We start from the raw sequence: 13,342 nt of genomic DNA on the forward strand, positions 1-13,342 counted from the left end.
ATGGTTGATTTTGCAGAACACCGTAAGGCGTTACTCTGCAATGATGCTGCATCCATTGCTGACTATTCGTCAGCAATGGACCAAGCGACTAAAGCAGTTGCAGCATGGTTGCAAAATGATAAAATGTACACAGGCGGTAGCATTAAAGAGCTACGCAGCGCGATTGCATTTAATCCTTCTAAAGAAGGTTTGGGTGTACAAAAGTCACTTGAACGTATGATTGAGCTTTTCTTAAACAAAAGCTTAAAAGTCCATCACCCGCACTCGCTCGCGCATTTGCACTGCCCAACTATGGTGACTAGTCAAATTGCTGAAGTGCTGATTAATGCAACGAATCAATCAATGGATTCTTGGGACCAAAGTCCTGCAGGTTCATTGATGGAAGTTCAGTTGATTGACTGGCTTCGTCAAAAAGTGGGTTATGGTGCAGGTCAAGCTGGTGTGTTCACTTCTGGTGGTACACAGTCAAACTTGATGGGTGTACTGCTTGCACGTGATGCATGTATTGCGAAAAACTGGAAAGACGAAAACGGTAATCCGTGGTCTGTACAGCGTGATGGCGTGCCGGGCGATGCGATGCGCAACGTCAAAGTTATTTGTTCTGAAAATGCACACTTCTCTGTGCAAAAGAACATGGCGATGATGGGCATGGGTTTCCAATCAGTCGTAACCGTTCCTGTGAACGAAAACGCTCAGATGGATGTGGATGCACTTGAAAAAACCATGGCTCACCTTCAAGCTGAAGGTAAAATCGTGGCATGTGTGGTTGCAACTGCGGGCACAACCGATGCAGGTGCGATTGATCCACTGAAGCAAATTCGTGAAATCACCAACAAATATGGCGCGTGGATGCACATTGATGCGGCGTGGGGCGGTGCTTTAATCCTATCGAACAATCACCGTGATATGTTGGATGGGATCGAGCTTTCTGACTCTATTACGCTTGATTTCCATAAGCATTACTTCCAAACCATCTCTTGTGGTGCGTTCTTGTTAAAAGATGAAGCGAACTATCGTTTCATGCACTACGAAGCTGAGTATTTAAACTCAGCTTATGATGAAGAGCATGGCGTGCCAAACTTGGTGTCTAAGTCACTTCAAACAACCCGTCGTTTTGATGCGTTGAAGCTTTGGATGACTGTTGAAGCACTTGGTGAAGAGCTCTATGGTTCTATGATTGACCACGGCGTTACTTTAACTCGTGACGTTGCTGATTATATCAATGCAACTGCTGGTTTAGAGATGTTGGTTGATCCACAATTTGCATCTGTATTGTTCCGTGTGGTTCCAGCAGGCTATCCAGTAGAATTGCTTGATACCTTAAACCAAAACGTTGCAGATGAATTGTTTGCACGTGGTGAAGCGAATATTGGTGTAACTAAAGTAGGCCAAAATCAATCATTGAAAATGACGACTTTAAGTCCAGTTGCGACTTTAGATAACGTGAAGAACCTGCTTAGTCTTGTCCTTGCAGAAGCGGATCGTATCAAAGGTCCAATCGCAGATGGAACCTATACACCTGCAATTGCTTAATCGATTGTTTGTGTTAAAAAAGGAGCTGATATCAGCTCCTTTTTTATGTGTTCTAAATATTAAAGAACATAACATCACTGGCTAAGTTTCTAATTTTAATTATGTTGGAGATGCTTTATTTTTCTATGAAGTAGTTGTCGATATCTGCTTCAACTATGATTTTCAGGAAAATGAGCTTCAATAGTTAAGACTAAAGCTAAATATTCGGGCTTTTGATTTTCAACAGGCAAATGATTTCCTTCACGAATTTTCAAGTTAAAGGTATGACCTGCACGACAGGCAAGTCCTTATCATAATCCCGAAAAATTGGGGGGTAAATAAACGTGTTTGGCTAGCTGTCATGGGAAATGTCGCACTCATATGACTTGTCACGCTTATTACGAAAAATGAATGGTTAAGGCGGCAGTAAGGGGAGGAGAAACCCAAAATCTCCTTCTTTGAGCTATCTTTTAGAAAAAAGATAAAGCGGTGTCGTCAGAAATACCCATTATTCGGACAAATATTTCTAAAAATAAGAAAAGTACCTGAGTCTGAAAGTCATAAATTTGCTCTCGTATTTGAGATGAGCATGCTATTTTTCAGTAATAAATAAGGGATAAAAGGTAAAAATTAAGACCTAAATGATGCTCAATTTTCTAAATATGACACCACTCATTTGTCATTTATAGGTTATGAAATTCTGACAAATGGCGAAAATTTATATGGATTTTGCATATAGGTATACGCAAAGTTTTATAGATTAGAAGGGATATTCAATGTTAAATAAATCAAAGTCTATGGAGTTCTTTTTTGCTTTATGTATTGATTCTAAATGTGTTTTATTTTTTATAAAAGCGTAAAAGATGTTTATGTAAAATGAATTACGCACTCTCGGTATATCGAAATAAGAAAAATTCTTTACGTGTTTAGACTGGGTGAAATTGAACAAAGTGTAACGAATCATGGAAAAATAAAAATAAAAATAAACATCATGAAAGTGTCACAATGCTGTAACTTGCTTGTCATATTCTGAAATCAAAATGCAGTTATCCAAAAAAGTACAAGACTGAATAAAAAGTGGCGTACTTCAAAATGTTTAATATGTGAGATAACAAATATGCGCTTAAACCATATCGCACTTGCAGTAGTAGTTTCTGGGGCAGCTGTAGCAACCACGGCAAACGCAGCTCGTGACACAATCCAAATTGCGGGTTCTTCAACAGTTTTACCATATGCAAGTATTGTTGCTGAAGAATTTGGCAATACTTTCCCACAATTTAAAGCACCAGTTGTTGGTTCTGGCGGTTCTTCAGGTGGCTTAAAACAGTTCTGTAATGGTGTGGGTGATAACACAATTGATATCGCAAACGCATCTCGTAAAATTAAAGATACAGAATTAGCTGCTTGTAAGAAAGCTGGTGTGAACCAAGTGATCGAAATCAAAATTGGCTATGACGGTATTGTATTCGCTTCAAATGCAAGCAAAGCAGCATATAAATTACGTCCACAGCACGTCTATGCAGCTTTAGCAGCGCAGTTACCATCTAACGGTAAAATGGTTGCAAACCCATATACACGTTGGAACCAAATTGACAAAAGCCTTCCAAACGAACCAATCACTTTAGTGATTCCAGCATCAAACCACGGTACACGTGAAGTGTTCCAAGAAAAAATGGTTGATGCAGGCTGCGAAACTTATGCAGCAATCAAAGCAATGGATAAAGATGCACAAAAGAAAGCATGTTCAACTTTCCGTAAAGACGGCAAAGTGATTGAGATTGCGGGTGACTACACTGAAACTTTAGCGCGCTTAAAAACCTCGCCTAGCGCAGTAGGTGTGTTTGGTTTGGGTTTCTACGACCAAAACCGTGACAAGTTACGCGTAGCTACAGTGAACAATGTTGCACCATCTGAAAAGACGATTTTGAATGGTTCATACCCAGTTTCTCGCCCACTATTCTTTTACGTGAAGGGTGAGCACTTGAAATCAATCAAAGGCTTAAAAGAATACACGGAATACTTCATCAGCAAGAAAGTATCAGGTAAAGGTTCTAAGCTTGAGCGTGCTGGTTTGATCTCAATGTCAGACAAAGAGCGTGCAGCAGTTCTTGCGAACTTCAAAGCAGGCAAAGCGGTTAAGTAATTAAGCGTAGAAACAGTCAACGGTAGGCAAGTCCTACCTTTGACGTTTTTTACTAGGATTAAGTTTTTTCAAATAATGAAAATTGAAAGAACCGTGGAGAATACATGAATCTGCTACTTATAGGTGTGTTATTGGCACTGATTGCCATAGCCTATCAAATGGGCTTAAGTCAGAGCCGTAACTTAGCAGGTAAGGGAAATAATTCTGCAAAATTACACTCACGTCCGGGGTATTACGGTGCGTTAGTGGCTTTGTGGTGTGGTATCCCTGCTTTTTTAATTTTGATTGTTTGGAATATTGTTGAACCAAATGTTTTGAATCATGTGGTGTTAAATCACGTGCCAGCACAAGTCGCTGCAACCTTAGATGCTGCTAGTACGGATGTGTTGATTAACCGTGTAGAAGCGATTGCCTCAGGTTTTGGTGTCACAGATACACCAGCCGCGTATGAGCTTGCTGCTGCGGAGCAACTGGCGAAGTTTCAAAGCATTGGAACATTTGCAAAAATTGCAGTGGTGATTTGTGCTGCACTGGCAGGTTTAGTCGCTGCGAAAAAGCGCATTGCAACTCAATTCCGCGCGCGTAACCAAGTTGAAAAAACCATTAATGTTGCACTTGCGCTCTGTTCTGGTGTCGCGATTCTAACCACGATTGGTATCGTGATGTCGATGTTCAGCGAAGCGATGCGATTCTTCCACTTCGTGAGTCCACTCGACTTTTTCTTCGGTACAGAATGGAACCCAGGTTTTAGTACTTCAGGTAGTGCAGAGGGCAGTTATGGTTTGCTTCCTCTACTTTGGGGCACCTTAATGGTCAGTGGTATTGCACTCTTGGTTGCAGTCCCTGTGGGTTTAATGATCGCGATCTATCTTGCTGAATATGCATCTTCTGGTTTCCGCTCATGGGCAAAACCAACCATTGAAGTGCTCGCAGGGATTCCAACCATTGTTTACGGTGTATTTGCACTGATGATCATTGGCCCATTCTTTAAAATGCTTGGCGAATCCGTTGGTTTACACATCAACGCAACCAGCGCACTCACTGCTGGTTTCGTCATGGGGATCATGATTATTCCTTTCGTATCATCGCTGTCTGATGACATTATCACGCAGGTGCCACGTGCATTACGTGATGGCTCATTAGGTTTGGGTGCGACAAAGTCTGAAACCATTCGTCAGGTGGTGATACCTGCAGCACTTCCGGGCATTATCGGCGCGTTCTTGCTTGCAGCGTCACGTGCCATCGGTGAGACCATGATTGTGGTGCTTGCAGCAGGGAATAGTCCTTTATTGCATGCCAATCCACTTGAAGCCATTTCAACTGTGACCATTACCATCGTAAACCAATTGACCGGTGATACTGACTTTGCAAGCCCGCAAGCTTTGGTGGCATTTGCACTAGGTCTGACCCTCTTTGTAATTACGCTTGGTTTGAACATTGTTGCACTGTACATCGTGCGTAAATATCGTGAGCAATACGACTAATGACGACTTCTAATAGCACAGCAGATCAAGTATTTGATCCACAACATGCGGCAGAATTACGAGAAAAGCGTAAGCAAACGATCAGTAATTCATTGGCAAAACGTCACCGTAAAGAAAAAAGCTTTCGTTTCTTTGGTTTCTCAGCAGTGATTGCAGGTTTATTCTTTGTCGCGCTACTTTTTGGCAGTATTTTATCGAAAGGCTTACCTGCTTTTTGGCAAAGTAGCATGAGTTTACCCGTGTACTTTGACCCTGCCATTATTACGACAGGTGCAAAACCTGTACAGCGTGCAGGTGAATCTCCAGCACAGTTTGAAGAGCGTTTTATTGCTTGGCAAACTGAAATGGGTATGGTGGATTGGGATGCTTTAATCGTGAATGCCATGATTGCAAAAGATCCAGCACTTGCTTCTAAACGAGATGACTTGGCTTCTTTGTACACTAGTTCTGAAGCATATCGCTTACGTGATATGGTGATGAAAGATCCATCATTGGTCGGTAAGAAAGAAGACATTAAAGTGCTTGCTGATGCAAACGTTGATGTGTGGCTCGCAGGAAATATTGACCGTAGTTTGCCTGATGAACAGCAACAGTTGAGCCCAGAAGTTCGTCAACTTGCCGATGAAATGAAAGCTTCAGGGGTAATGGAAAATACTTTCAATACCAACATCTTTGTCAGTCCAGACTCGCGTAGTTCTCCTGCAACTTCAGGTTTAGCAGGGGCATTCATGGGGTCGCTGTTCATGATGCTGATCGTGATCATTATTTCGATTCCAATTGGCGTGGCATCTGCAATTTATCTTGAAGAATTTGCGCCTAAAAACTGGATCACTGATGTCATTGAAGTCAATATTAACAACCTTGCAGCTGTACCATCAATTGTCTTTGGTTTGCTCGGTGCTGCGATCTTTATTGGCTGGATGCATTTACCGCTTTCTGCGCCATTGGTCGGTGGTTTGGTGCTGAGCTTAATGACTTTACCAACGGTGATTATTACGACACGTGCATCGTTGAAAGCTGTACCACCTTCAATTCGTCAGGCCGCTTTAGGGCTAGGTGCTTCACGTGTACAAACCGTATTCCATCACGTTTTACCACTTGCACTACCAGGGATTCTAACAGGTGCAATTATTGGTGTAGCGCAAGCATTAGGTGAGACTGCACCGCTGTTATTAATTGGTATGAGTGCATTTGTTGCAAGTGTACCTACAACTCCATTTGATCAATCGAGTGCTTTACCTGTACAGATTTTCTTGTGGCAAGGTAATGAGCTGCGTAACTTCTTCGAAGGACGTACAGCAGCTGCGATTATTGTTCTGCTTGCAATGATGATTGGACTCAACAGTATTGCAATTTGGTTACGTAAGAAATTTGAAGTCCGTTGGTAAGTGAGGGCAAAATATGAATACCGTTGTTAAAAATTCCTTAGATCAGGATCAAACAGTGAATCAAGAACACACTCAATTTACAAACCCAAATACGACCTCAGGTCAGCAGGGTACTTCTTTTGTGTCGCAGTTTGATACACAGACTTCTACTAAGAAAGATCAGGCACAAGGACAAGTCAAACTCAGCACTTCAGATGTACATGTTTACTATGGCGAAGCTGAAGCGATTAAAGGGATTGATCTGAATATCTACGAAAATGAAGTGATTGCATTTATTGGGCCATCAGGCTGTGGTAAATCGACCTTCTTACGTACTTTGAACCGTATGAACGACACCATTGATAGCTGTCGTGTGACGGGTAAAGTGATGTTGGATAATCAAGATATTTATGACCCAAACCTAGATGTGGTACTGCTTCGCGCTCAAGTAGGTATGGTATTCCAGAAACCAAACCCATTCCCAAAGTCAATTTTTGATAACGTGGCTTATGGCCCTAAACTCCATGGTTTGGCCCGTGATAAGTATGACTTAGAAGAAATTGTAGAAAACAGCTTACGTAAAGCGGGTCTTTGGGATGAAGTCAAAGACCGTTTAAACCAACCGGGCACAGGCTTGTCGGGTGGTCAGCAGCAGCGTTTATGTATTGCGCGTACCATTGCGGTAAGCCCAGAAGTGATTCTGATGGATGAGCCATGTTCAGCGCTTGACCCGATTGCAACAGCGAAAGTGGAAGAGCTTATTTCTGAGCTTTCAACGCAGTATACGATTGCGATTGTGACGCACTCAATGCAGCAGGCTGCACGTGTATCAGACCGTACCGCTTACTTCCATTTAGGTGACTTGATTGAAGTGAACTCAACCGAGAAAGTCTTCACTCAGCCAGATCATCAGCTAACTGAAGCTTATATTACAGGTCGTTTCGGTTAATACGCATAACTTGAAATATTTGAAAAAACAGAGCCTAAATGCTCTGTTTTTTTGTTATAAGCAGATATTAAGTCTGGTGACTAAAACAGCCATGATGATGGACATTGCGTATTAGCGTCACATTGAACAAAAGATGCGAAGATGTGCCGTCTGAGATATAGACTCATCTTGTAAATGATTAAATGTGAAAGGTAACGCATTACAGAATAAAACAAAAAATGGCTATTGAAAAAAAATGCCATTGACCTAATCTAGGTCATATACCGACGTATTATTTTAGAGAATATAATTTCTATGTTATTTCATTTACCGAAACTTCCCGCTGAAATTCGAATTACACATTTAAATGCGCGTATTAATGAACAACGTAAAAAAATTACGCAAACTACAGCATCTAAATTGGAGTTATTGCAACTGACTCAGCAGTTAGCGAAAGAGTCTCGTCACCGTAAAAAGGCTAATCAAAAAGTTTATATTCTAGATTTTAAAGGTGATACTGCGGCAACAGCGGTAGAAAGCTTACGTGAAGAAATCACCTTGATTTTAGCGACAGCCAAAGCAGGGCGTGATCGCGTTGTGGTGCGTTTAGAAAGCCCAGGCGGTATGGTACATGGTTATGGTTTGGCTGCTGCCCAATTGGTGCGTTTACGTGATGCAGGTTTCAATCTCACTATTTGTGTCGATAAAGTTGCAGCGAGTGGCGGTTATATGATGGCATGTATCGCCAATCAGATTATTGCTGCACCTTTTGCGGTTGTTGGTTCAATTGGTGTGGTCGCGCAAGTTCCTAACTTTAATCGTCTGCTAAAAGAACACAATATCGATTTTGAACTGTACACAGCAGGCCAATATAAACGTACTGTGACGATGTTTGGTGAAAATACAGCAGAAGGTAAGGCGAAGTTTGAAGAAGAGCTACAACAGACGCATGTGCTGTTTAAACACTTTGTTGAAAAATATCGCCCACAACTCAATGTTGAAAAAGTGGCGACGGGTGAGCATTGGTATGGTCAAGATGCCTTAGATTTGAATTTGGTCGATCAGTTACAAACTTCAGATGCTTATTTACTTAATTTACTGACCGATCATGATGTTTATGTCATCTCAACGCGTAAGAAACCGACTTTAGGTGAGAAGTTGGGCTTACAAGCTGTGCAAATTGCAGATGCCTTGGTACCAGCAGTCATGAATAAAGTGATAGAAACCTTAACTAAAACCAATGCAAGTTTGGTGCAAATGCGTGATCCAAAACTTTAATATTTAGTTGGCCGATTCATTTCAAAAAGTCTGGTTCCGAAATATGCAAAAAGCAATTTTAGAACCAGACTTTTTTGTCTTAAGCCAAGTACGCTTTAATCATTTTCACTAGACGTTCAATCAGTTGATTCGCCTGTTCTTTGGTAATATTCAACGTCGGTAGTAAACGCACCACAGAACCCGCAGTGACGTTAATAATGGTGTGGTATTCATCACGAGCGATGTTGACCAAGTCACCACATGCTTTGGGTAATTCAATACCAATCATTAAACCAAAGCCACGGACAATCACATTTTGATCGGCAAGCTGGTTGCGCAGTTGTTCTACGATGTACGCACCTTGTTCAGCCGCATTTTGAACGATGTTTTCTTTCTGCATAATGTCGATGATGGTATACACCACACGAGAACCCAATGCTGAGCCACTATATGTTGAACCGTGGTTACCCGCAGTCAGCACGCCTACACCACGACCTTGAGTCATCACCGCACCAATGGGGAAGCCATTGCCTAAACCTTTGGCAGTGGTCAGTACATCAGGAATGATGTTGGTGTGTTGGTAGGCAAAGTATTCACCTGTACGGCCATTACCAGTTTGAACTTCATCCAGCATCATCAGCCAGTTGTGTTGATTACAGATCTGACGAATCTCTTCCAAATAGCTAAAACCTTGTGGAGCAGTATTGACTCCACCTTCGCCCTGAATTGGCTCGACAAAGATCGCGACAATGTCTGGATGATGAATTGCGGCTTCTTCAATGGCTTCAATGTCGCCGAATGGGACACGAATAAAACCTTCAACCAATGGGCCAAAGCCTTCTTGGACTTTTTTATTGCCCGTTGCTGATAGGGTCGCCATAGTACGGCCATGGAATGAGTGCTCTGCAACAATGATTTTTGGATTGGCAATGCCTTGCATGTAGCCAAATTTACGGGCAATTTTGATTGCACCCTCATTGGATTCTGCACCACTGTTTGAAAAGAATACTTCCTCCATGCCTGCAACTTCAGCAAGTTTCTGTGCGGCTGCTGTTTGCCAAGGCACTTCAAACAAATTACTGGTATGAATGAGCGTTGCAGCTTGTTCTGCAATTGCTTCTGCAATAACAGGATGTGCGTGACCTAAACCACAAACCGCAATGCCTGTTAGTGCATCGAAGTATTCAGTACCATCCGCTGTATAAAGATAAGACCCTCGGCCTCGGACAAAGCTGATCGGCTGACGGCCAAATACTGGCATCAAATGAGAGGGTTGATCAGTTTGTACAGGAGCAAGGGTAATGTTATTCATGACTAACTCTTATCTGTTAGAGGGTAAGTGAAAGTTAATATTAAGCAATTATGCTTGTAGTTTTAAAGCCTAAATTTAAATAAAAGTCGAAATATTGCTTTAGGCATACTGTTTTTCTACGTTTTGGGTATAATGCGGGTTAGATTAGTTGAGGATTGATCAATGACTGAACAAGCACGCGATACCGAAGCGTTAATTCGTGACCAAATTGCAAAACACGCTGTACTTCTTTATATGAAAGGCACCCCACAGTTTCCACAATGTGGTTTCTCTGCACGTGCTGTAGAAGCGCTTAGTCAAATTGGTCGTCCGTTTGCTTATGTGAATATTCTTGAAAATCCAGATATTCGTGCTTTGTTACCACAAATTGCAAACTGGCCTACATTCCCACAGTTATGGATCAACGGTGAGTTGATTGGTGGTAGTGACATTATTCTAGACATGTTCCAAAAAGGTGAATTACAACCTTTAGTTGAACAGCATAGTCCAGCACCTGAAGCTTAATCTTCAGTTGCAAAAAAAGCGCCGTTGAGGCGCTTTTTTTATTTGAGGGAAAGGTTTAATCCACTGTAGATACTGTGCTTATGGCTTCAGGAGTTTGTTCCGTTGCATTTTCAGTTGCAACGGTCTTCTTTTCAGATTTGTCCTTTTTTTTGTCCTTCTTCTTTTTTTTCTTTTTCTTCGGCTCTTCTTCAAACTCAGCACCATCTTCAATGGCTTGCCAATAATCTAGCTGATCCATCACCGCCGCATAAATAGACTTCTTGGTGTAGCGTCCTTTTTTGTCTAAAGTGCCGACTGGTCGAGCCATAAGTAGTTCAAGCGCTTGATCAATCGTGTCTATAGCATGAATGTGGAACTGGTCATTTGAAACCGCTTCAATCACATCTTTACGTAACATGAGATGCTGCATATTTTGACGTGGAATAATCACACCTTGTTTGCCAGTTAAGCCTTGCAGTTTGCATGCATCGAAGAAGCCTTCAATTTTTGCATTGACACCACCAATCGGTTGAACTTGACCTAATTGGTTCATTGAGCCTGTAATCGCCCAAGACTGATCAATCGGGAGCTGGCTAATCGCTGAGATTAAAGCAGAGAGTTCTGCAACCGTAGCACTGTCACCATCGACTTGACCATAACTTTGTTCAAAGGCAAGTGCTGCAGAGAAATGCAGAGTTTGTTCACGACCGAAATGTGCTTTTAAGAATGATGACATCAGTAGCACACCTTTCGCATGCAGAGAGCCACCGAGCTCGACACTACGTTCGATATCTAGAATATCGCCGCCACCTTGATACACAGATGCTGTTAGACGTGATGGTAAGCCAAATTCAACATCTGCATAGTGAATGACCGAAAGTGCATTAATTTGACCGAGGCGGTGTCCGCGTGTTTCGATGAGCTGCGTACCACGGGACAAATCTTGCCAATAGAGCTCACGTAAATAGCCTAAGCGGTATTTGCGATGATCTAATGCCATATTAATGTGTTGATCCGAGACCATCTTATCGCCTGATTGGAAGGCATGATGATGCGCTTCACGAATCAAATCACCCAACGTCAGGGCATGTAGGGATAAGGAGCTTTGATCTTCGGCTTGACGGCTAGAATCAGTCAAAAGTGCAGAAAGCGCAGATCGGTCGAATGGAAGCAGTTTATCGGCCTGTACATAGTCTGCAATCAGTTGCATATAGGCTTGTTCATTTACTTCATTACGCTGCAACGTATCAGTAAAGTCAGCACGGATTTTAAAGACACTGCCAAGTTCAGGTTCTACTTCGAGTATTTCATAGTAAATTTCAGGCTCAGCCAGTAAAACCACTTTTAAATTCAGCGGGATTGCTTCAGGTTCAATTGAGATACTTCCTGTCAGTGTCAACATATGCTCAAGTGAAGAAAGTTTTAACTGACCTGACTTTAACGCACGTTTTAAACCCTGCCATGCATAAGGCTGTTCAAGCAGTTGTTCTGCTTCTAACATTAAAAAACCACCATTGGCTTTATGCAATGTCCCTGGGCGGATTAAGGTAAAGTCTGTAGTAATGGTGCCATGTTGAGTCAGTTGCTCTACATGCCCAAGCAAGTTGTAATGTGTTGGGAAATCTTCAAAAATAACCGGTGCGCCAGCATTAGGCTTATGCGACACAATGACATTGGCTTGGTAACGTGAGGGAATACGGCTGAATAGACCTGGGCTAAAATCGTCTTCCTCTTGTTCTAAGACTATTTCAACATTGTTAATAATATCTTCGGCATAATGTTTTAAATAGTCTTTTAAGCCTTCAACTTCAGCAAACTTAGTGAGTAACTGTTCGACTTTAGGCAATAAAACTTGCTTGGCAATATCACGGTTCAATACTTGAACTTTATCGCGGGCATCATCTTCCAAGTCACCTAAATGCATGCCTAAACGTTCAAGCTTTTTATCCATATGGCGGATATTGGCATTAATTTCAGAGCGTTCTTTAGAGCTGAGTGCGTTAATGTCAGCTTGTGTCATTTCTAAGACTTTATCGTCTACATATTGGACGGGAATAAAGCAGTGCTCATCATTTCGAGACACCAGTTTCAGATCTAGCTCTTCGCCTTCCTGAGTCAATTCAATCAAGGCTTGCTGTTGAACGTCACCCGTTTGTTGGCGAATGGCTTCTATACGGTTGTGGTAGGTTTCAGCAGTAAAGCGACGCTCGAGCTGCTTTAAAGTGGCTTGCCATGTTTGATGTAACATGGTTTGAAATTTTACCGCCTGACCCGCAGGCAACTCTAAAGCAATCGGTTGACGAGGGCTTTTAAAATTATAAACGTAAACCCAATCATTCGGTGTCGGCATATTTTTGGCGTGTTGCTGTAGTAAACGCTTGACCATGGTGCGCTTGCCCAAGCCAGCTGTGCCTACGGCAAAGATGTTATAGCCAGAATACGGCAAGGAAATACCTGCTTCAACCGAAGCACGTGCGCGGTCTTGCCCTAAAAAATTATTGAGCGGTTTAATACGACGCGTTGAGGCTGGAATTTTATCCAGAGCAGGGGTGTGCGTCAGTTGTTCTGCTTGAAGTTGTGTCTTTGCTAAGGTCGTTTGAATTTCGGGTTGGTCAAATGCTGAACTAAGGTTGTTTTCTGGATTTTCTTGACTATTTAATGCAGGTGGTACAGATAAAGAAGAGCTCATTTGATCGTGTTTTTGGGTCACTTTGAAATCCGAAACTAAAGATTGCGTTAGAAACTTAAAGGTATACAGGTTTAATGCAAAAGATCAAGCAAAGTCGAAGTGTTTATCGACAAAAATAGAACATTGATTTTACAAATCAGGTTGAAACAAATTGTATTAAGGGTTTG

General features: G+C 42.0%; 9 protein-coding genes. 7 read left to right on the plus strand and 2 right to left on the minus strand.

Features of this window, described 5'->3' with window-relative positions:
* The 6 genes from HYI04_RS05870 to sohB all read left to right on the plus strand — a co-directional run bounded on the left by HYI04_RS05870 (position 1) and on the right by sohB (position 8,712).
* Positions 1-1,533 carry an aspartate aminotransferase family protein gene (locus tag HYI04_RS05870; protein ID WP_058952076.1) on the plus strand — a complete coding sequence of 511 codons (1,533 nt, stop codon included), beginning with the start codon at positions 1-3 and terminating at the stop codon, positions 1,531-1,533.
* A gap of 1,096 nt (positions 1,534-2,629) precedes the next feature.
* Complete coding sequence (locus HYI04_RS05875; protein WP_004693599.1) at positions 2,630-3,655, plus strand: substrate-binding domain-containing protein; 1,026 nt, start codon at positions 2,630-2,632, stop codon at positions 3,653-3,655.
* Positions 3,656-3,759: 104 nt separating this feature from the next.
* The gene (gene pstC / locus HYI04_RS05880) at positions 3,760-5,139 is read left to right on the plus strand and encodes a phosphate ABC transporter permease subunit PstC (RefSeq protein ID WP_058952075.1); all 1,380 of its coding nucleotides are present in this window, start codon (positions 3,760-3,762) and stop codon (positions 5,137-5,139) included.
* On the plus strand, positions 5,139-6,527 hold the full coding sequence (gene pstA / locus HYI04_RS05885) for a phosphate ABC transporter permease PstA (RefSeq protein WP_178896004.1): 1,389 nt from the start codon (positions 5,139-5,141) through the stop codon (positions 6,525-6,527). The genes pstC and pstA overlap by 1 nt, the downstream gene beginning before the upstream one ends.
* A 13-nt stretch (positions 6,528-6,540) precedes the next feature.
* The gene (pstB, locus tag HYI04_RS05890) at positions 6,541-7,455 is read left to right on the plus strand and encodes a phosphate ABC transporter ATP-binding protein PstB (RefSeq protein ID WP_058952073.1); all 915 of its coding nucleotides are present in this window, start codon (positions 6,541-6,543) and stop codon (positions 7,453-7,455) included.
* A gap of 285 nt (positions 7,456-7,740) precedes the next feature.
* The gene (sohB, locus tag HYI04_RS05895; RefSeq protein ID WP_372239161.1) at positions 7,741-8,712 is read left to right on the plus strand and encodes a protease SohB; all 972 of its coding nucleotides are present in this window, start codon (positions 7,741-7,743) and stop codon (positions 8,710-8,712) included.
* A gap of 79 nt (positions 8,713-8,791) precedes the next feature.
* Here the strand turns inward: sohB and HYI04_RS05900 are convergent, their stop codons facing one another.
* Positions 8,792-10,003, minus strand: a complete 1,212-nt coding sequence (locus HYI04_RS05900; protein ID WP_178896006.1) for an aspartate aminotransferase family protein — start codon at positions 10,001-10,003, stop codon at positions 8,792-8,794.
* A 162-nt stretch (positions 10,004-10,165) separates the two neighbouring features.
* Here HYI04_RS05900 and grxD point away from each other — a divergent pair, with 162 nt between their 5' ends.
* Positions 10,166-10,507: a Grx4 family monothiol glutaredoxin gene (gene grxD, locus HYI04_RS05905; RefSeq protein WP_004693588.1), complete on the plus strand. Its 342-nt coding sequence runs from the start codon at positions 10,166-10,168 to the stop codon at positions 10,505-10,507.
* Positions 10,508-10,562: 55 nt separating this feature from the next.
* Here grxD and HYI04_RS05910 read toward each other — a convergent pair whose 3' ends face one another.
* Complete coding sequence (locus tag HYI04_RS05910; RefSeq protein ID WP_087528552.1) at positions 10,563-13,196, minus strand: Lon protease family protein; 2,634 nt, start codon at positions 13,194-13,196, stop codon at positions 10,563-10,565.
* Positions 13,197-13,342 lie beyond the last annotated feature (146 nt).

This window comes from Acinetobacter sp. SwsAc2 (assembly GCF_013391465.1).
GTDB classification, from domain to species: Bacteria; Pseudomonadota; Gammaproteobacteria; order Pseudomonadales; family Moraxellaceae; genus Acinetobacter; species Acinetobacter johnsonii.

What these genes read in the sequence shown, in the direction of transcription:
- HYI04_RS05870 (WP_058952076.1), top strand. Translation starts at nt 1, where the DNA reads ATGGTTGATTTTGCAGAACACCGTAAGGCGTTACTCTGCAATGATGCT.
- HYI04_RS05875 (WP_004693599.1), top strand. Translation starts at nt 2,630, where the DNA reads ATGCGCTTAAACCATATCGCACTTGCAGTAGTAGTTTCTGGGGCAGCT.
- pstC (WP_058952075.1), top strand. Translation starts at nt 3,760, where the DNA reads ATGAATCTGCTACTTATAGGTGTGTTATTGGCACTGATTGCCATAGCC.
- pstA (WP_178896004.1), top strand. Translation starts at nt 5,139, where the DNA reads ATGACGACTTCTAATAGCACAGCAGATCAAGTATTTGATCCACAACAT.
- pstB (WP_058952073.1), top strand. Translation starts at nt 6,541, where the DNA reads ATGAATACCGTTGTTAAAAATTCCTTAGATCAGGATCAAACAGTGAAT.
- HYI04_RS05900 (WP_178896006.1), bottom strand. Translation starts at nt 10,003, where the DNA reads ATGAATAACATTACCCTTGCTCCTGTACAAACTGATCAACCCTCTCAT.
- grxD (WP_004693588.1), top strand. Translation starts at nt 10,166, where the DNA reads ATGACTGAACAAGCACGCGATACCGAAGCGTTAATTCGTGACCAAATT.